Below are 19367 nucleotides of genomic sequence, written 5' to 3' on the forward strand. Positions count from 1 at the left end.
CAGGGGTCATTCCTTCCCACGGACGGCGGGGCCGGGGAGTTCAGCTGGTGTAACGCCTCTCACATCCTTGGTCACGCCGACACGTCCGCCTTGGTCACGCCAACACGTCCGCCGCCCCCACCCAGCCGAACACCCCGCCCTCGTCCGCCTCGGCGAGCAGGTACGCCTGCGCCTCGCCCACGTGGAAGTACATCCCGTGCAGCTCCAGCGAGCCCTCGCGCAGGGCACGGGTCACCGACTCGTGGGCCCGCAGGTGCTCCAACTGCTGCACCACATTGGTCAGGCAGAGCTGCTCGACCGCGTCGGCGGGCCGGCGTCCGGCCAGCCGGGCCCAGGGCCGGCTGTCGTCGGCCATGCGCTCCAGGCTGGGTACCCCGTGCCGCAGCCACCGCTTGAGCGGCGTCTGGACGCCACCGGACTCGGAGTTCAACAGCGCCTGCATGGCTCCGCACCCGGAGTGCCCGCACACCGTGATGGACCGTACGTTCAGCACCTCCACCGCGTACTCGATCGCGGCCGCCACCGAGTCGTCCCCGCTCTCCACCCCGGGGGGCGGCACGAGGTTGCCCACATTGCGCACCACGAACAGATCGCCCGGACCACTGGAGGTGATCATCGACGTGACCAGCCGTGAGTCGGCGCAGGTGAGGAAGAGCTGAGCCGGCTGCTGCCCCTCGCGCGCCAGCCGGGCCAGCTCGCCGCGCATCAGGGGCGCGGTGTTGCGGTGGAACGCGTCGATGCCACGGGCCAGTTCATGTCCGCTGGACCCGATCTCCGCTGTTTCGGCGAGTCCGGTCGGGTGTCGGTCGGGGGTGGCCGCGGACTGCGGGAGTTCGCACTGGTGGTTGCGCCACGGTGTCCAGGGGCGGCAACGGCAGCCGGCGTGCTCACCGGTACCGATGCCGACGGGCTCGGCGATCCGGACCCCGGTGCGACGGCCGCTCACCTCGGCTGTGCCGCCGTGCGCGGTGTGTGAGTTCTGCCAGTCCTGCAGTGACTCGTACGCCGCGTGGTCCATGAAGGAGCCGTCCAACTCGACGACGACATGGGCCCCTTCGGGCACGAGATGCAGGGCACGGCTGAGCCGCGGCACCGCGAGGAACGTCAACTGCCCTCGTACATGGACGTGATGGACTCCTTCCTTCTCCTCGTGCGTGATACGGGTGCGGGTCAGGCGGTGCAGGGCGACGGCGACGGCCACGGCGATCCCCAGCGCCACGCCCTCCAGGACGCCGAGGAGCACCACGCCGAGTGTGGTGACGGCGTACACCAGCACTTCTCGGTGGCGAGTCACCGTGCGGATGTGGTGCAGGGACACCATCTGGATGCCGACGGCCATCACCAGGGCGGCGAGCGAGGCGAGCGGGATGAACTCCAGGATCGGGACCATCAGCAGCGCGGCGACTACTACGAGAACGCCGTGCAACATCGTGGAGTTCCGGCTCACGGCACCGGATTGGACATTCGCCGCGCTGCGTACGGCCACACCCGCGACGGGGAGCCCGCCGAGCGTGCCGGAGACGAGATTGGCGGCGCCCTGCCCGAGCAGTTCGCGGTCCAGGTCGGAGCGGACGATGCGGGCGGTGGGACCGGGAGCGGCGACCGGACCGAGGCGGGAGGCCACCAGCTTGTCCACGGCGACCGCGCCGAGCAGCGACTGCACGCTGCACACCAGCGTGGTGGTGAGCACGGCGGCGGTCAGGCCGAGCACCGGTCCCTCGGGAAGTCCGGCCAGGGCATGACTGCGCCAGGAGGGCAGGTCGACCTTGGGCAGGGTCAGTCCGGCGAACGAGGCGGTGGCGGTGGCTCCGGCGACCGCGACGAGCGCGGCGGGAACCCTGCGCAGGAGCGCGCCGGTCCGGCCGGGGATCCGCGGCCAGAGCAGCAGCAGCGCCAGGGTGAGCGCGCTCACCGACAGGGCGGCCGGGTGCACGGCGGCCAATTGGGCGGGCAGTTCGCGCACATTGTCGACGACCGAGCTGTGCGGGGTGCCGCCGAGGACGATGTGCAGCTGGGCGACGGCGATGGTGGCGCCGATGCCGGCCAGCATGCCGTGCACGATGGCGGGACTCACGGCGAGCGCGCTGCGCGCCACCCGCAGGAAGCCCAGGCCGAGTTGGGCGAGACCGGCCAGGACGGTGATGGCGCAGGTCGTGCGCCAGCCGTACCGCTGGATGAGATCGGCGGTGACCACCGTCAGGCCGGCCGCGGGGCCGCTGACCTGGAGCGGGGCGCCGCCGAGCCATCCGGCGACGATTCCGCCGACGGCGGCGGCGACGAGGCCGGCCTGGAGCGGTGCGCCGGTGGCGAGGGCGATGCCGAGGGAGAGGGGCAGAGCGATCAGGAAGACCGCGATCGAGGCCGACACGTCGGCGCCCGCGATACGGAAGCGGTGGCGGCGGGACGGCGGGGGAGTGTGGGGCTGGTGGTCGGGCCGAGAGGGCTCGGTGGTGCTGGTGGGGACGCAGGCTGACATGGTTCCCGTCTCCTCCGGGGCAGCGCGGTCGCGGATCTGGTGGTCCTCCGCTCGGTGGCGGGGGGTCGGGTCGCGGCCGTGGGTCACGGCGTGCAGTGGCGGGATGAATCAACGTTCGGTAAATGGATCGTAATGGAGAGTAAAGGGTGGGCATAGACTTTTCGAGCAAATGGGCTAATGCATCACCCTTATGAATGATCCGGGCTTTTTATCGGCTTGTCGTATTAATTCCTTCTCTATCCCATGCGACCTTGGCGCCACTGTCGGCCCTTCCCGGCACATCACCCGAGATCGACTCATCAGCGTTGGCCTGAGAGAAGGAAAGGTGGGCGGAGTATGGCCGCCACCCAGAGGATCGCCGCCGGCGCCGTCGCCGCCGCGGCCTGTGCCGCATCCCTCGCCGGTTGCACGGCGGGGGACAACGGCTCCCAGGGCGCAGAACAAGGGGCACCCGGCCCGCAGAAGGCCGTGACGGCACCCAAGAGCGTGGTCCGTCTGATCGGCGACGGCTCCACTTCGTACACCGGAGCCCAGCCGCATCTGCCCAGACCCGAACGCCTGAAGCCCGGTCAGAAACCCCCGCAGTTCGTCGTGTTCTCCTGGGACGGCGCCGGTGAGGACAGCCAGAGGCTGTTCTCCCACTTCCGCAAGGTCGCCAAGAAGAACGACGCGACGATGACGTACTTCCTCAGCGGCGTCTACATGCTGCCCGAGGAGAAGCGCGACCTCTACCGACCGCCGAAGCACTCGCCCGGCCGCTCCGACATCGGCTTCAACGACGACCGCGGCATCGCCGACACCGCGAAGCAGCTGCGCCTGGCGTGGTTGGAGGGCAATGAGATCGGCACCCACTTCAATGGCCATTTCTGCGGCAGCAGTGGCGGGGTCGGTGAGTGGTCGGTCGAGGAGTGGAAGGACGAGATCGCCCAGGCGAAACGATTCGTGAAGTCCTGGAAGACCAACACCGGCATGAGAAAGGCGGCCCCGCTGCCCTTCGACTACGACAAGGAACTCATCGGTGCCCGCACGCCCTGTCTGGAAGGCCAGGAGAACTTCATGAAGGCGGCCCACGACTTGGGCTTCCGCTATGACACCAGCGGCGTCAACGACCAGGTCTGGCCGGAGAAGAAGCTCGGTCTGTGGGACCTGTCCATGCAACTCGTGCCGTTCCCCGGGCACACCTACGAACAGCTCACCATGGACTACAACTTCATGGTCAACCAGTCCGGCACCACCAGCCAGGGCGACCCGGACAAGTACGAATACTGGGGCGACCAGATGCGGGACGGACTGCTCAAGGGCTTCTACCGGGCCTACGACGGCAACCGCGCGCCCCTGATCATCGGCAACCACTTCGAGTCCTGGAACGGGGGCACCTACATGCGGGCCGTCGAGGAGGTCATCGAGGAGGTGTGCACCAGGTCCGAGGTGCGCTGTGTCTCCTTCCGGCAGCTGGCCGACTGGCTGGACGCCCAGGACCCCATGACGCTGCGCAAGCTGCGCACCCTGAAGGTCGGCGAGGCCCCGAAGCAGGGCTGGGCGTCCTTCCTGTCCGGCCGCCCGGCCCCGGCCCCGAAGGGCGTGCCCGGCGGGTCGGCGGACCAGCGGTAGGAGCCGTCACGCGGGGGTGCCGACACCCTCGCCGAGCACGAATCCGGGGTCGATCTGCGCGGCCAGGTCGGCCCCGAGGCGTGCATTGCCCCAGGACTCGGCGTTCTTCAGATGGAAGTGCGCCATCTGGCGCGTATAGCGCTCCCAGTCCCGCAGCTCGTACGTCGCGTCGACGGCTGCCCGCAGCAGGCGCAGGGCGCGGCGGCTCGCGTCCTCCAGGAACTCGAACCGGGGTGGCCGGCCCTTCTCCATGGCCCGCACCCAGTCCGAGTGCCCCACCGACACCAGCAGGTCGTCCCCGACTTCGGCGCGAAGGAAGTCGAGGTCCTCCTGGCCGTGCACCTTGTTGCCGACGACCTGCAGGACGACCCCGAAGTCGGCGGCGTACTCCTTGTACTGGCGATAGACGGAGACCCCCCTCCGGGTCGGTTCGGCGACGAGGAACGTGATGTCGAAGCGGGTGAAGAGTCCGGAGGCGAAGGAGTCCGAGCCCGCCGTCATGTCGACCACGACATACTCGTCGCGGCCGTCCACCAGGTGATTCAGACACAGCTCCACCGCTCCGGTCTTGGAGTGGTAGCAGGCGACCCCCAGGTCGGCGTCGGTGAAGGGGCCCGTGACCATCAAACGGACGGCGCCGCCGTCGAGTTCCACCGGCCGGGCACAGGCGTCGTACACCGGATTGTTCTCGCGGACCCGCAGCAGCCGTGAGCCCTCTCCGGGCGGTGTCGTCTTGGTCATCGTCCTGGCGGAGGTGATGCGGGGGTTGGTGCCGCGCAGGTAATCCTTGATCATCGGCAGCCGGTCGCCCATCGCGGGCAGCTCGGCCGCCTCCGTCTCGTCCAGGCCGAGCGCGACCCCCAGGTGCTGGTTGATGTCCGCGTCGACCGCGACGACCGGTACGCCGTCGGCGGCGAGATGGCGGATGAACAGGGAGGACAGCGTCGTCTTGCCGCTGCCGCCCTTCCCGACGAAAGCAATTTTCATGTTCACGAAGAGTAGTGCGGCGATAGCTGTAGGTGGCAGACGGGCGTGAAGAAGACCACTCCATCGTGGGGTGCGCGCCGGGTGTGGCTAGTGTCGTAGTCATGAGTACGACAGGTGCGACCGCCGATCCGCTCGCGGCCCTGGGCGCGCTGCCCGGAGTGGCCGAGTCCGTGGAGTCCGTACGCAAGGCCGTGGACCGTGTCTACGGCCACCGGATCATGCGGCGTCGCAGCAACGAGATCACCTCCGAGGCGGCGTTGCGTGGCGCCCGCGGCTCGGCTGCGCTGTCCGGTGCCGACTGGGCCCTCGAAGAGGTGCGCCGGCGCACCGACTTCAGCGGTGACGACGACTCCCGCACGATGGGCGCGGCCCTCAGGCTGACCGCCGAGGCGGGCCAACTCCTGTCCGTCTGGCGGCAGTCACCCCTGCGGGTGCTGGCCCGGCTGCATCTGGTGGCGGCGGCGGGCGACTCCGACGCGGTCGGGAGGCCCCGTCAGGAGGGCGAGCCGGTCGACGAGCCGCTGGTCGAACTGCCGCTGCCGAGCGCGGCGGACGTTTCGGGACGGCTGGACGGCCTGTCCGCGCTGATCATCGCGGGGAGTTCCGCACCCGCACTGGTGATGGCCGCGGTCGTGCACGGGGAACTCCACGCGCTACGGCCCTTCACCTCCCGCAACGGCCTGGTCGCGCGCACGGCCGCGCGCATCGTCCTGGTCGGCAGTGGCCTCGACCCGAAGTCGGTCTGTCCGGCGGAGGTCGGCCACGCAGAACTGGGCCGCGCGGCCTATCTGGCAGCGCTCGACGGCTATGTCTCCGGCACTCCGGCGGGCATGGCCGCCTGGATCGCCCACTGCGCCAGGGCGGTCGAACTGGGGGCGCGCGAGTCGACGGCGGTGTGCGAGGCCTTGCAGCGCGGGGCGGCGTAGCGAGCGAGCCGTGGGCTGGCCCAGTAAGGATTCAGTGAGAAAAGGCGCATGAAAAAAGCCCCTGGAGGGGCTTGCGGGGTTGCGGCGGTACGAGAACTCGTACCGCCGCTGGCATGTCCACCGGGTTACCAAGCGTCCTCGATATATTGCCCATCAGGTCGGGAACTTCGCCCGTCGCCTGGTGCGGCTGGCCCGTAATCGACGGGTCGACGTCGCGTGGGTGCCCGGTGTCCATGCTCGGTCCGTGGGGCCAAATGCGTTATTAAGGTGATCCTCTCGGATGTCCTTGGTCTCGCGGGCCGTTGACTCCTTTGTACTCCAGGGCCCGGGCAAGCGGAAGTGGTGGCTGTACTTCTTTACTTTTACGTTCAAAGGTGTACTAAACAGTCACCGATATTTCGAAGTACGCGCGCGTGGCGGCAACGGAGCAGGTCAGGTCACGGTGGACCGACGTCGGCTGGTGTACCAGACGAGGCCCGCGGTGGCTGCCGCGGCCCCTATGGCGGTTGCCGCGACGAGCGCCGGACGCGACGGCACGGAGAGGGCGGGCATCCGCTGCTTGAGCCGTACCGGGCGGTGGAAGTCCAGAATCGGCCACCCGCGCGCGAGTGCTTCACGGCGCAATGTGCGGTCCGGGTTCACGGCATGGGGATGACCGACCGTCTGAAGCATCGGCAGATCGGTCGCCGAGTCGCTGTAGGCGAAGCAGCGTGAGAGGTCGTATCCCTCGGATTCGGCCAGCTCCCTGACCGCCTCGGCCTTCGTCGGACCGTAGGCGTAGTACTCCACCTCTCCGGTGAAGCAACCGTCCTCGCCCACGACCATGCGGGTCGCGACCACCCGGTCCGCGCCGAGCAGATCGCCGATGGGCCCGACCACCTCGGCACCCGACGTGGACACGATCACCACGTCCCGCCCTGCGCTGTGATGCTCCTCGATGAGGGAGGCGGCTTCGTCGTAGATGATCGGGTCGATCAGGTCGTGGAGGGTCTCGGCCACGATCTCCCTCACCTGCTGGACGTTCCAGCCGCGGCACATCGCGGACAGGTACTTGCGCATCCGCTCCATCTGGTCGTGGTCGGCGCCGCCCGCGAGGAAGACGAACTGGGCATATGCGGTCCGCAAGGCCGCCCTGCGGTTGATCAGTCCGCCTTGGTAGAACGACTTGCTGAACGTGAGCGTGCTCGACTTCGCAATGACCGTCTTGTCCAGATCAAAGAAGGCCGCTGTGCGGGGCAAGGAGTGGTTTTCCACAACCCTGAGCATAGGGGCAGCCCATTCGGCGTAAGGTGGGCGCGTGGGTTTGCCTGAGAGGGCTCTCGGGTACACCATGGAAGTCACGGATCGTTCGCGACCGTGCTAACCCGGTCCGGCTCCTCCCCCCCCGAGTCGGCCGTGGAGACGACCCCCGCTCTCCCCCCCGGCGGGGGTCGTCGCATGTCCGGGTGGGTTTTCCTCCTTCCATGTGTGCCCGCGGGGTCATCGCGAGGCAGCTGCCGAGGCGGTTTGGCATGTGCATGATCTATGACTGTGTGTAGTCGTTGGGCTGCTCTGCGGAAGGCGCACGGGAGGCGGTGCGGGGGTCACCGGTATGGGTGACGGCGATATTCACAACCGTCGAGTCGTCCACAGTTATCGACCAAGATCCACACGATTTCCGGGTTCGCTGCACCGTGATTGCAGCGCGCCCCGACCGGGCCGACTTCATGACCGGTTCCGGTTTGCCGGGCGTGTTTGGCTGGTTCCTATCGGCAGTTCATATGGAGGCCGGTTGCCGGTTCTTCACACCTTTGGGAATCGCGGGGCCCCAGTGGCTGCGCGAGAGATGTGTCGCGGGGCCGGTGTGGTCCTGCGCGAGAGATGTGTCGCGGGCCTGCTTGGGCCCGTGCGAAGGGGGATGGACATCGTGGCCGCAGCCGTCACTCACGATCCGCAGCCCGCCGCCGGAGGGCGACAGGACGGACCGTTGATCATCACGGAAGACGCCGACCTGCTCGACGATCTGCTGCGCCTGTGCGCGGCGGCAGGCGCCACACCGGAGGTTCATCACGGGGTGCCGGAGCCCAGAGGCCGCTGGGAGGCGGCGCCGCTGGTCCTCGTCGGGGACGACGCGGCGCGGCGGGTGTGCGGGGCCGCGCGCAGAAGGGGAGTCGTGCTCGTCGGCCGGGATCAGGACGACCCCGGGGTCTGGAAACGGGCCGTAGAGATCGGCGCCGACCATGTGCTGATGCTGCCCGACGGCGAGCAGTGGCTGGTGGACCGCATCGCCGACGTGGCGGAGGGCGTCGGGCGGGCCGCGCTCACCGTGGGCGTCATCGGCGGCCGCGGCGGAGCCGGCGCGTCCACGCTCGCGTGCGCTCTTGCCGTCACCTCCGCGCGGGAGGGACTGCGCACGCTGCTCGTGGACGCCGACCCGCTGGGCGGCGGACTGGACGTCCTCCTTGGCGGCGAGACCGCCGAGGGCCTGCGCTGGCCTGCCTTCGCCGCCTCACGCGGCCGGGTCGGCGGCGGCGCCCTGGAGGAGTCGCTGCCGCGGCTGCACTCGCTGCGGGTGCTCAGCTGGGATCGCGGCGACCGTATCGCCGTCCCGCCGCAGGCCGTACGCGCGGTCCTCGCCGCCGCCCGACGCCGGGGCGGCACGGTCGTGGTCGATCTGCCCCGCCGTATCGACGACGGCGTCGCTGAGGTACTCGCCCAGCTCGATGTCGGGCTGCTCGTGGTGCCCGCCGAACTGCGCGCGGTTGCCGCCGCCGGGCGGGTGGCCTCCGCCGTCGGCATGGTCCTGCGCGATCTGCGGGTGGCGGTACGCGGGCCGTACGCGCCCGGGCTCGACGACCGCGAGGTCGCCCGGCTGCTCGGCCTGCCGCTGGCCGGCGAAGTGCCCGTGGAATCCGGGCTGCTGCGTCCGCACGAGAGCAAGTCGCCGCCCGGGGCCTCCGGACGCGGACCGCTGGCGCGGTTCTGCAAGGGGTTCTGGGAGCGGGCGCTGGTGGAGGCGAACGCCGCATGAACACCTTCTCCGGGCCGTTGCTGGACGGCGTACGGCAGTGGCTGGCCGAAAGCGGCGCCGAGCCGACACCCGCGCGCGTGGCACAGGCGCTGCGGGAGCAGGGGCGGGTGCTGGGAGACGCCGAAGTCCTCGGCGCGGCCCGGCAGTTGCGGTCCGAGCTGGTTGGCAGCGGCCCGCTGGAACCGCTGCTCGCCGACCCCTCGGTGACCGACGTCCTGGTGTCCGCCCCGGACCGGGTGTGGGTCGACCGGGGCGGCGGACTGGAGCTGACGTCGGTCTCCTTCACGGACGCCGCGGCCGTACGACGTCTTGCGCAGCGTCTGGCCGCGGTGGCCGGGCGGCGGCTGGACGACGCCCGGCCGTGGGTGGACGCCCGGCTGCCCGACGGGACACGTCTGCATGCGGTGCTGCCTCCGGTCGCCGTGGGCTGTGCCTGCCTGGCCCTTCGGGTCGTACGGCCCCGGGCCTTCACGCTGGACGAGCTGGTGGCGGCGGGCACGGTGCCGCCCGGCGGGGACCGGGTGTTGCGGGCGCTGCTGGAGGCCCGGCTGTCCTTCCTGATCAGCGGCGGGACCGGCACCGGGAAGACGACGCTGCTGAGCGCGCTGCTGGGGCTCGTCGGATCCGGCGAGCGGATCGTGCTCGCCGAGGACTCGGCGGAGCTGCGGCCCGACCATCCGCACGTAGTGCGGTTGGAGACACGGCCGGCCAACCAGGAGGGCGCGGGCCTGGTCACCCTTGAGGACCTCGTACGGCAGGCCCTGCGGATGCGGCCCGACCGGCTCGTCGTGGGGGAGGTGCGCGGGCCCGAGGTGGTCGATCTGCTGGCCGCGTTGAACACCGGCCACGAGGGCGGCTGCGGGACCGTCCACGCCAACGCGGCGGCTGATGTACCCGCCCGGCTGGAGGCGCTCGGCACGGCGGCCGGGCTCGACCGGGCCGCCCTGCACAGCCAACTGGCGGCCGCCCTGGCAGTCGTACTGCATCTCGTGCGCGACCGGGCCGGGCGGCGGCGGATCGCCGAGATGCATGTGCTGGAGCGGGACCCGTCAGGGCTGGTGCGGACGGTGCCGGCGCTGCGGTGGGGCGAGGAGGCGTTTGTGCGGGAGCGGGGGTGGGAGCGGTTGCGGGAGTTGCTGCGGGGCGCGTGTGGCGCTCGGGAACGGAGGGGTGATCGGGATGGGTGAGCTGTCGTCGGCTGCTGCTGTGGCGTGCGCCGGAGCCGTGATCTGGCTGATGAGTGGATGGCACTCCGGGGTGCGGCGGGCGGAGTTGTTGCTCGCGGGCGGCGGGGCGGTGGGGACCGGTCCGCCCGCGTGGCGGGAGGCGGTCGGTCGGCTGCGGCGGATCCGTGGGCGGCTGCGGGTCGAGTGGTGGGCGCCGGCCGCCGGACTGGTGCTGGCGGTACTGGGTGCGTCGGTGCTGCCGCTCGTCGCGGGGGCGGCCGGAGTGCCCTTGCTCCGGCGGCTGCGGCTGGCCGCGGAGGCTCGGCGGGCCCGGGAGCGGCGCGCGGACGCGGTGATCGCGTTGTGCGCGGGGCTCGCCGGAGAGGTGCGGGCGGGGCGGCAGCCGGGTGAGGCACTCCTGTGTGCGACGCGTGACTCCGGCGGGCTGGGGAGCGCGCAGGCGGCGGTGCTGGCTGCGGCGAGGTTCGGCGGTGATGTGCCGGGTGCGCTGGCGGGCGCGGCGCGACAGCCGGGAGCCGAGGGGCTGCTGGGCCTCGCGGCCTGCTGGCGGGTCGCCGTGGACCAGGGCGCGGGGCTTGCGGCGGGCCTCGATCGGCTTGAGTCGGCGCTGCGCGCTGAGCGCGACCAACGGGCCGATCTACGAGCCCAGTTGGCCGGCGCCCGCTCCACGGCGGTGCTGCTCGCCGCACTTCCGGCCTTCGGGCTCGCGCTCGGCACGGCGCTCGGTGCTGACCCGCTGCGCGTCCTGCTGCACACCGGGGCGGGGTGGGCGTGCCTGGTGGCCGGAGGGCTGCTGGAGGCGGTGGGGGTGTGGTGGGTGGCTCGGATCGTGCGGGGGGCCGAGGCGGTGTGAGGGGTGGGTCGGGCGCGCGGTTCGGCTGGTGGGTGCCCGGCGCTGAAGTCCGTGGAGATCGGGAGAGGGAGTCGAAGTGAGTGCGGAAGTCGTCCACAGGGTGGGGGCGGTCCTGGGGGCCGTGCTGGTGCTCGGGTGGGTGGTGCGGTGGATGGCGGCGGTACGGCGTGAGCGGAGGGCGCGGAGGCGGGTCGCCGAGTTGCTGGGGCTGGAGGTGGCGTCCGCCGGGGTGCACGTCGATGTGCGGGGCGCCGTGCGGCGGTGGGCTCCGGTTGTGGGGGTTCTGGCGGCCGGATGGGCTGTCGTCGGCGGGATCGCGGGGATCGTCGTCGGGCTGGTCGGTGCGGTCGGGCTGTGGCTGTGGCGTCGCCGACGGCTGGAGGCGGGGCCGGGCGAAGAGATCGACGTCGGCCAGGCGGCGCGTCAACTCCCGCTCGCGGCCGATCTGCTGGCGGCCTGCATCGCCGCGGGCGCCGGTCCGGTGATCGCCGCACAGGCTGTGGGCGAAGCGCTGGGAGGCCCCGTGGGGGAGGCGCTGGCGCGGGGTGCGGCGGAGGTACGGCTCGGCGGTGAACCCGGTGAGGCCTGGCGGAGGCTGGCCTCGCTGCCTGAGGCCGGGGCGCTGGCGCGGCTGCTGGAGCGGGCCGGCGTGTCCGGAGTCCCGGCGGCCGGACCTGTCGCCCGCCTCGCGGCGCAGGCCCGCGCCGACTGGGCCCGCACCGCGACCGCACGGGCCAGACGGGCGGCCGTCATGGTCACCGTTCCGGTGGGGCTGTGCTTTCTGCCCGCCTTCATCGCGGTGGGCGTGCTGCCTGTGGTGATCGGGCTCGCGGGCGGAGTGCTGGGAGGGGGTGGTGGATGACGGTGCGGCGCGTGTGAAGGACGTACGACGAACAGCGAGAGAGCAGCAGGACCGAACCTCACGGGGGTTGAGATGTACAAGGCGGTGTGGGCGCGGCTGCGCGCCCTGGTGTGCGGGACGCGGGCGGCGCGGAGGGACGCGGGGATGGTCACCTCCGAGTACGCGATGGGGATCGTCGCGGCGGTGGCGTTCGCGGTGGTCCTCTACAAGGTGGTCACGAGCGGGCAGGTCGACGCCGAACTGCAGGCCATCGTGAAACGGGCGCTCGATGCGCGGATGTGAGCGGGAGAAAGACCGGGGATTCGTCACGGCGGAGTCGGCCGTGGTGCTGCCGGTGCTGGTGATGTTCGTGATGGCGCTGGTGGGCGGGCTGCTCGTCGTGACCGCTCAGATCCGGTGTGTGGACGCTGCCAGGACGGGCGCCCGCGCGGCGGCCCGCCAGGACCCGGCCGACGCGGTGGTGGAAGTGACTCGCGAGGCGGCACCCCAGGGCGCGCAGGTCACGCTCAGCCGGGAAGGGGACCAGGTTCGCGTGGTGGTCGTGGCGAAGCCACCGGCGCTGGGCGTGTTGCCTTTCGAAGTGCGGGAGGAGGCCGTGGCGTTGGTGGAGGACAGTGTGGAGGTGGGGAGTTGAGGGGCACGGGCATGGTGAGAGGCTTCGGTCTGCGCCGGGGGTTCGCCGCCGTCCGGTGTTCCGAACGGGGCTCGGGTGTGTGGTGTTCCGAACGGGGCTCGGGTGTGTGGTGTTCCGAACGGGGCTCGGGTGTGTGGTGTTCCGAACAGGGCTCGGGTGTGTGGTGTTCCGAACGGGGCTCTGGTGCATGGTGTACCGAACGGGACTCTGGTGCGTGGTGTAGCGAACGAGGGTTCGTCGCGCGGTGCTGCGACAGGGGGTCCCTCGCGCGGGGCTCTGACACGGGGGCCATCGCACGGTGCTCCGACAGGGGGTCCGCCACCGTCTGGACCGTTGGTGCGATTGCCGTGCTGTGTGTGGTGTTCGGCGTGGTCCTCGCCCTCGGGCAGGGCGTCGTGGCCCGGCATCGTGCGGCGGGCGTCGCGGATCTCGCCGCGCTGGCGGCGGCCGATCACTGGGCGGAGGGCGGCACCGCGGCCTGCGCCCGGGCGGACCGGGTGGCGAGAGCCCAGGGCACGCGCCTTGTGCGGTGCGATGTCGTGGGCGAGATCTCGGACGTGACGGCGGCTTCGGGCCGGGGCCCGTTCGCGGCCGAGGTCAGGGCACGGGCGGGACCCGCTCCCTCCCCGGCTCTGCCTCCTCCTCCTCCTCCTCCTTCTCCTCCGGAGCCCCCCGCAGCAAGACCGTGAGCAGTCGTACCGCGCCCCTCTTGTGCAACGGATCGTTCCCGTTGCCGCACTTGGGGGACTGGATGCAGGAGGGGCACCCGGCGTCGCACTCGCACGACGCGATGGCCTGTCGGGTGGCCGTCAGCCAGGAGGGGGCGGTGTGGAAGGCCCGTTCCGCGAAGCCCGCGCCGCCCGGGTGGCCGTCGTAGACGAAGACCGTCGGGAGGAGGGTGTCGGGGTGCAGCGGGATGGAGACGCCGCCGATGTCCCAGCGGTCGCAGGTCGCGAAGAGGGGCAGCATGCCGATCGACGCGTGCTCGGCGGCGTGCAGGGCGCCGCCGAGGATCTCCGGGCTGATCCGGGCGGCGTCCAGCTGGTCCTCGGTGACCGTCCACCACACGGCACGCGTGCGCAGCGTACGAGGCGGGAGGTCGAGCTTCGTCTCGCCCAGCACTTCACCGGTGATGACACGTCGACGCAGGAAGGAGACGACTTGGTTGGTGACCTCGACGGAGCCGTAGCAGAGGCGGCCGTCGCCCCAGGGGATCTCGACGTCCGTCTCCAGGACGGAGATCGACGTCGTGTCGCGGGCGGCCGTCGTGTAAGACGGGTTGGCCTCCTCGACCAGGGCGACCGAGTCGTCCAGGTCCAGTGACCGGACCAGGTAGGTACGGCCCTGGTGGAGGTGGACGGCGCCCTCGTGCGCGGTCGCGTGGGCGGCGCCCGCGTCCACCGTGCCGAGCAGCCGTCCGGTGCCGGACTCGACGATCTGCACCGGCTGACCGCCGCCGCCCCGGAGGTCGGTCAGGTCGGCGGCTCGTTCCCGGCGGGTCCAGTGCCAGGCCTTGGTCCGGCGGCGCAGCAGCTTCGCGGCCTCCAGCTGCGGCAGCAGGCTCTCGGTCTCGGGGCCGAACAGCTCCAAGTCGTCGTCGGTCAGCGGCAGTTCCGCCGCCGCCGCGCACAGGTGCGGGGCCAGGACGTACGGGTTGTCCGGGTCCAGGACGGTCGACTCGACCGGCTGGTCGAACAGGGCCTCGGGGTGGTGGACGAGGAAGGTGTCCAGGGGGTCGTCGCGGGCGACCAGGACGGCGAGCGCCCCCTGCCCCGACCGGCCCGCCCGGCCCGCCTGCTGCCACAGGGACGCGCGCGTGCCCGGGTAGCCGGCGATGACGACCGCGTCCAACCCGGAGACGTCGATGCCGAGTTCCAGGGCGGTGGTCGCGGCGAGGCCGAGGAGTTCGCCGGAGTGCAGGGCCTGTTCGAGGGCGCGGCGCTCCTCGGGGAGGTAGCCGCCGCGGTAGGCGGCCACGCGCCGGGCCAGGGCGCGGTCGACCTCGGCCAGCCGTTCCTGGGCGATCACCGAGATCAGCTCGGCGCCGCGCCGGGAGCGTACGAAGGCGACCGTGCGCACGCCCTGGACGGCGAGGTCGGTCAGCAGGTCGGCCGTCTCCGCGGTGGCGGTACGGCGGACCGGTGCACCCTTCTCGCCCTGCAGCTCGGTGAGCGGGGGTTCCCACAGGGCGAACACCAGTTCACCGCGCGGTGAGGCGTCGTCGGCCACCTCGACCACTGGGAGGCCGGTGAGGCGGCGGGCGGCGACCGACGGCTCGGCGGCGGTCGCGGAGGCCAGCAGGAACACGGGCGAGGCGCCGTACCGCGCGCACAGGCGGCGCAGCCGGCGCAGCACCTGGGCGACGTGGGAGCCGAAGACACCGCGGTAGGTGTGGCACTCGTCGATGACGACGTACTTGAGCGACTTCAGGAAGGAGGACCAGCGGGGGTGGGACGGGAGTATGCCGCGATGCAGCATGTCCGGGTTGGTGAGGACGTAGTTGGCGTACTGGCGGATCCACTCACGTTCCTCGAACGGCGTATCACCGTCGTAGACCGCAGGCCGGACCGAATTGCCCAGCAGTTGTGAAATTTCCTTCACAGCTCGGCGTTGATCCGCCGCCAGGGCCTTCGTGGGGGCCAGGTAGAGGGCGGTGGTACCGCGGCCGTTCGGCGCCTCGGCGCCGTCCAGGAGGGTCGACAGGACCGGGACCAGATAGGCCAGGGACTTGCCGGAGGCGGTGCCGGTGGCGACGACCACCGAGTCGCCGTCCAGGGCGTGCTCGGCCGCGCGGGCCTGGTGGGCCCAAGGGTGCTCGATGCCCGCTGACTGCACTGCTGCGATGACCTCGGCACGGATCCGGTCGGGCCAGACGGCATGGCGACCCTCGCGCGGGGGCAAGTGCTCCGTATGAGTGATGCGCGAAGCCCGGCTCGGCCCCGCGGCGAGCCGGTCCAGGACCGTGCCCGGAGCGAGGCGGGAGGCGGGGTCCGTCGAGCGTCGATCGGATCGGTGATTCTTGGCCATCGGTACCGAGTGTGTCACCGGCGTGACGGACAATGGGACCAAGGCGTCGTGCACGCCTGCCGTAAGTGATTGAATGCCATCGCGGCTGGCGAACCGTCCCGGGCCCTGCCGAGGTGTCCCGAGGGGCGACCGCTCGATAGCAAGGTGCTGGAGGATCCGTGGACCTGTCCCTGTCGACCGAGACCGTCGGCGATCGCACGATCGTCAAGGTCGGTGGCGAAATCGACGTATATACCGCGCCCAAGCTGCGCGAGCAGCTCGTCGAGCTGGTGAATGACGGGAGTTTCCACCTCGTCGTCGACATGGAGGGCGTGGACTTCCTCGACTCCACCGGTCTCGGCGTGCTGGTCGGCGGCCTGAAGCGTGTTCGTGCCCATGAGGGCTCGCTGCGCCTGGTCTGCAACCAGGAGCGCATTTTGAAGATTTTCCGCATCACCGGTCTCACCAAGGTGTTCCCGATCCACACCTCGGTCGAGGAAGCGGTGGCGGCCACCGACTGACCGCCGGACCCGGGCCAGTGATCAGTCGTCCGTGCCCGGGACGGAAGAAGTTCATGAGGGGGTCCGGGCTATCGGCAGCCCGGTCCCCCGACAGCACGCCCGAAGTTCCGAGGGGGATGCATGGCCACCGTTGAACTCCGCTTCAGCGCGCTGCCCGAGCACGTCAGGACCGCCCGACTGGTGGCGGCAGCGGTGGCGCGCAGGGCCGGAGTGGACGAGGCCGTCCTCGACGAGGTCAGGCTCGCCGTCGGCGAGGCCTGCACCCGTGCCGTCGGCCTGCACCAGAGCGGCGGCATCACGGCGCCGGTGAAGGTGCTGCTGATCGAGGAGGAGAAGCAGTTCTCCATCGAGGTCGGCGACGAGGCACCGCGTTCGGCCCCCGGCGATCGCGCGCCCGGTGGCGCCGCCGAGGACCCCGACGCGGAGAGCGAGGAGGACGAGATGGGCCTCGCGGTCATCAGCGGCCTCGTCGACGACGTGGAGGTCACCGCCGGCGAGCACGGCGGTCTGATCCGTATGACGTGGCCCACCACGCCACCGACCGCGGTGCTTCCCTGATCTCACCGGCGTCATCATTACCCCGAAGGGCCCTGCTGAGCAGGGCCCTTCGGCATCTGTCCCGGCGTCGACTCTTGGGCATAGCCTTTTCGTGAATCAATTCACGATCAATCGGCTGATAATTCGATCAAGCATCAATGCGGGCGTCAATGCCCTTGAGGTGTTACCACTTTCGGGTTCTGTGGCCTGGTGTCGATCATTTGCTGAAGAGCATGTGAAGGCTAATTCCGTTTACCGCGCACTGTTTTGATCAGGTCCGGGTACCTAGAATCCGTCCACATCTTGAGCTCAGCCCAAGCGTCAAGGAGGACGAATGGCGGGGCTTTCTACCCCTCATCAGCTGGACCAACCCACTACCTTCGCAGCCGCAGTCCTGACCGACGACAACCGCATCCTCGTGGCGATCATCGGTGTCGTCGCGCTGGCGGCGCTCGTGGTCGCAGGTGTCCTGGTACGCCAGGTGCTTGCGGCAGGCGAAGGCACCGACAGCATGAAGGAGATCGCGGCGGCGGTCCAGGAAGGCGCCAACGCCTACCTGGCCCGCCAGTTGCGCACGCTCGGCGTATTCGCCGTCATCGTGTTCTTCCTGCTCATGTTGCTGCCTGCGGACGACTGGAATCAGCGCGCCGGACGATCAGTGTTCTTCTTGATCGGTGCGGCGTTCTCGGCGGCCACCGGTTATATCGGTATGTGGCTCGCCGTACGGAGCAATGTGCGAGTCGCCGCAGCCGCGCGCGAGGCGACCCCCGCAGCGGGTGAGCCGGAAAAGGATCTCACCGCCGTCTCGCACAAAGCCATGAAGATCGCTTTTCGCACGGGCGGCGTCGTCGGCATGTTCACGGTGGGGCTCGGTCTGCTGGGCGCCTCCTGTGTGGTGCTGGTGTACGCGGCCGACGCGCCGAAGGTGCTTGAGGGCTTCGGTCTCGGGGCCGCCCTCATCGCCATGTTCATGCGTGTCGGCGGCGGCATCTTCACCAAGGCCGCCGACGTCGGCGCCGACCTGGTCGGCAAGGTCGAACAGGGCATTCCGGAGGACGATCCGCGCAATGCCGCGACCATCGCCGACAACGTGGGCGACAACGTCGGCGACTGCGCGGGCATGGCGGCCGACCTCTTCGAGTCGTACGCCGTGACGCTCGTCGCCGCGCTGATCCTGGGCACGGCCGCCTTCGGCGACGCCGGGCTCGGCTTCCCGCTGCTCGTGCCCGCGATCGGCGTGATCACGGCCATGATCGGTATCTTCGCCGTGGCGCCCCGCCGGTCCGACCGCAGCGGGATGACGGCGATCAATCGCGGGTTCTTCATCTCCGCGGTGATCTCGCTCGTACTGGTCGCGATCGCCGTCTTCATCTACCTGCCGTCGTCGTACGCCGAACTCGACGGCGTCACCGATGCGGCGATCGCCGCCAAGGACGGCGATCCGCGGATCCTGGCGCTCGTGGCCGTGGCGATCGGCATCGTGCTCGCCGCCGTCATCCAGCAGCTGACCGGCTACTTCACCGAGACCAACCGCCGCCCGGTGATGGACATCGGCAAGACCTCGCTCACGGGTCCCGCCACCGTCGTCCTCGCCGGAATCTCCGTAGGCCTCGAATCGGCCGTCTACACCGCCGTGCTGATCGGCCTCGGCGTGTACGGGGCGTTCCTGCTCGGCGGTACGTCGATCATGCTGGCGCTGTTCGCGGTGGCACTGGCCGGGACCGGCCTGCTCACCACGGTCGGCGTGATCGTCGCGATGGACACCTTCGGGCCGGTCTCCGACAACGCGCAGGGCATCGCCGAGATGTCCGGCGACGTGGAGGGGGCGGGCGCCCAGGTGCTCACCAACCTGGACGCGGTCGGCAACACCACCAAGGCCATCACCAAGGGCATCGCCATCGCCACCGCGGTCCTCGCGGCATCGGCGCTCTTCGGGTCGTACCGTGACGCGATCACGACCGGAGCGCGCGACGTCGGCGAGACACTGACCGGCGAGGGCGCTCCGATGAACCTGATGATGGACATCTCGCAGCCCAACAACCTCGTCGGCCTCATCGCGGGCGCGGCGGTCGTCTTCCTCTTCTCGGGGCTGGCGATCAACGCGGTGTCGCGGTCGGCGGGGTCCGTGGTCTACGAGGTGCGGCGGCAGTTCCGTGAGAAGCCCGGGATCATGGACTACACGGAGAAGCCGGAGTACGGCAAGGTCGTCGACATCTGCACCAGGGACGCCCTCCGGGAGCTGACCACGCCTGGTCTGCTCGCGGTCATGGCACCCATCGCCATCGGGTTCACGCTCGGTGTCGGCGCGCTCGGCGCGTTCCTCGCCGGCGCGATCGGCACCGGCACGCTGATGGCGGTGTTCCTCGCCAACTCCGGTGGCGCCTGGGACAACGCCAAGAAGCTCGTCGAGGACGGTCACCACGGAGGCAAGGGCAGCGAGGCCCACGCCGCCACGGTGATCGGCGACACGGTCGGCGACCCCTTCAAGGACACCGCGGGGCCCGCGATCAACCCACTGCTGAAGGTCATGAACCTGGTGGCACTGCTGATCGCGCCCGCGGTCATCAAGTTCAGCTACGGAGAGGACGAGAGCGTCGGTGTCCGCATCGCGATCGCGGTGCTCTCGCTGCTGGTGATCGTCGGCGCGGTCTACGTCTCCAAGCGACGCGGCATCGCCGTGGGTGACGAAGGCAACGCCGAACGAGTGGCCAAGCCGGCCGATCCCGCGGTGGTTTCGTAGACGGTCTTACGACGCCC

Annotated in this window: 16 protein-coding genes; 12 read left to right on the forward strand and 4 right to left on the reverse strand. The window is 70.5% G+C overall.

What is annotated here, in order from left to right; genetic code table 11:
- Positions 1 to 94: 94 nt before the first annotated feature.
- Positions 95 to 2476 (reverse strand): bifunctional SulP family inorganic anion transporter/carbonic anhydrase, encoded by a 2382-nt coding sequence (locus GFH49_RS17915; protein WP_155056929.1) that lies wholly within the window; start codon positions 2474 to 2476, stop codon positions 95 to 97.
- A gap of 336 nt (positions 2477 to 2812) precedes the next feature.
- On the opposite strand from GFH49_RS17915, the gene GFH49_RS17920 reads away from it, so the two are divergent.
- A complete protein-coding gene (locus tag GFH49_RS17920) occupies positions 2813 to 4087 on the forward strand; it encodes a polysaccharide deacetylase family protein (protein ID WP_155056931.1) in 1275 nt (424 codons plus the stop codon).
- 6 nt (positions 4088 to 4093) lie between these two features.
- Here GFH49_RS17920 and GFH49_RS17925 read toward each other — a convergent pair whose 3' ends face one another.
- On the reverse strand, positions 4094 to 5074 hold the full coding sequence (locus GFH49_RS17925) for an ATP-binding protein (RefSeq protein WP_155056933.1): 981 nt from the start codon (positions 5072 to 5074) through the stop codon (positions 4094 to 4096).
- Positions 5075 to 5175: 101 nt separating this feature from the next.
- Here GFH49_RS17925 and GFH49_RS17930 point away from each other — a divergent pair, with 101 nt between their 5' ends.
- Entirely contained in the window at positions 5176 to 6000 is an 825-nt protein-coding gene (locus GFH49_RS17930) for a Fic family protein (RefSeq protein WP_155056934.1), read from the forward strand.
- Between the two features lie 432 nt (positions 6001 to 6432).
- Here GFH49_RS17930 and GFH49_RS17935 read toward each other — a convergent pair whose 3' ends face one another.
- A complete protein-coding gene (locus GFH49_RS17935) occupies positions 6433 to 7266 on the reverse strand; it encodes an HAD family hydrolase (RefSeq protein WP_155056936.1) in 834 nt (277 codons plus the stop codon).
- Between the two features lie 631 nt (positions 7267 to 7897).
- On the opposite strand from GFH49_RS17935, the gene ssd reads away from it, so the two are divergent.
- The 7 genes from ssd to GFH49_RS17970 all read left to right on the forward strand — a co-directional run bounded on the left by ssd (position 7898) and on the right by GFH49_RS17970 (position 13235).
- Positions 7898 to 9010: a septum site-determining protein Ssd gene (ssd, locus tag GFH49_RS17940; RefSeq protein WP_155056938.1), complete on the forward strand. Its 1113-nt coding sequence runs from the start codon at positions 7898 to 7900 to the stop codon at positions 9008 to 9010.
- Positions 9007 to 10197 carry a TadA family conjugal transfer-associated ATPase gene (locus GFH49_RS17945; RefSeq protein WP_155056939.1) on the forward strand — a complete coding sequence of 397 codons (1191 nt, stop codon included), beginning with the start codon at positions 9007 to 9009 and terminating at the stop codon, positions 10195 to 10197. The genes ssd and GFH49_RS17945 overlap by 4 nt, the downstream gene beginning before the upstream one ends.
- Positions 10190 to 11050 (forward strand): type II secretion system F family protein, encoded by an 861-nt coding sequence (locus GFH49_RS17950; protein WP_155056941.1) that lies wholly within the window; start codon positions 10190 to 10192, stop codon positions 11048 to 11050. Before GFH49_RS17945 ends, GFH49_RS17950 begins: the two co-directional genes overlap by 8 nt.
- A gap of 76 nt (positions 11051 to 11126) precedes the next feature.
- Positions 11127 to 11912, forward strand: a complete 786-nt coding sequence (locus GFH49_RS17955) for a type II secretion system F family protein (RefSeq protein WP_155056943.1) — start codon at positions 11127 to 11129, stop codon at positions 11910 to 11912.
- A 72-nt stretch (positions 11913 to 11984) separates the two neighbouring features.
- Complete coding sequence (locus GFH49_RS17960; RefSeq protein ID WP_155056945.1) at positions 11985 to 12194, forward strand: DUF4244 domain-containing protein; 210 nt, start codon at positions 11985 to 11987, stop codon at positions 12192 to 12194.
- Positions 12181 to 12546: a TadE family type IV pilus minor pilin gene (locus tag GFH49_RS17965; protein WP_155056947.1), complete on the forward strand. Its 366-nt coding sequence runs from the start codon at positions 12181 to 12183 to the stop codon at positions 12544 to 12546. Before GFH49_RS17960 ends, GFH49_RS17965 begins: the two co-directional genes overlap by 14 nt.
- A 290-nt stretch (positions 12547 to 12836) precedes the next feature.
- A complete protein-coding gene (locus tag GFH49_RS17970; RefSeq protein ID WP_155056956.1) occupies positions 12837 to 13235 on the forward strand; it encodes an Rv3654c family TadE-like protein in 399 nt (132 codons plus the stop codon).
- Here the strand turns inward: GFH49_RS17970 and sftH are convergent.
- Positions 13144 to 15573, reverse strand: a complete 2430-nt coding sequence (gene sftH / locus GFH49_RS17975; protein WP_196218035.1) for a DNA 3'-5' helicase SftH — start codon at positions 15571 to 15573, stop codon at positions 13144 to 13146. The two genes, GFH49_RS17970 and sftH, sit on opposite strands and share 92 nt — an antisense overlap.
- Positions 15574 to 15731: 158 nt before the next feature.
- Between sftH and bldG the strand changes: the two genes are divergently transcribed.
- The 3 genes from bldG to GFH49_RS17990 all read left to right on the forward strand — a co-directional run bounded on the left by bldG (position 15732) and on the right by GFH49_RS17990 (position 19350).
- The gene (gene bldG / locus GFH49_RS17980) at positions 15732 to 16073 is read left to right on the forward strand and encodes an anti-sigma factor antagonist BldG (protein ID WP_097267104.1); all 342 of its coding nucleotides are present in this window, start codon (positions 15732 to 15734) and stop codon (positions 16071 to 16073) included.
- Between the two features lie 120 nt (positions 16074 to 16193).
- Entirely contained in the window at positions 16194 to 16631 is a 438-nt protein-coding gene (locus GFH49_RS17985) for an ATP-binding protein (protein ID WP_155056952.1), read from the forward strand.
- Positions 16632 to 16944: 313 nt separating this feature from the next.
- Positions 16945 to 19350, forward strand: coding sequence for a sodium-translocating pyrophosphatase (locus tag GFH49_RS17990; protein WP_155056954.1), 2406 nt, complete (start codon positions 16945 to 16947; stop codon positions 19348 to 19350).
- The last annotated feature ends 17 nt before the right edge of the window (positions 19351 to 19367 follow it).

Source organism: Streptomyces blattellae (genome assembly GCF_009709555.1).
Classification (GTDB): Bacteria; Actinomycetota; Actinomycetes; order Streptomycetales; family Streptomycetaceae; genus Streptomyces; species Streptomyces blattellae.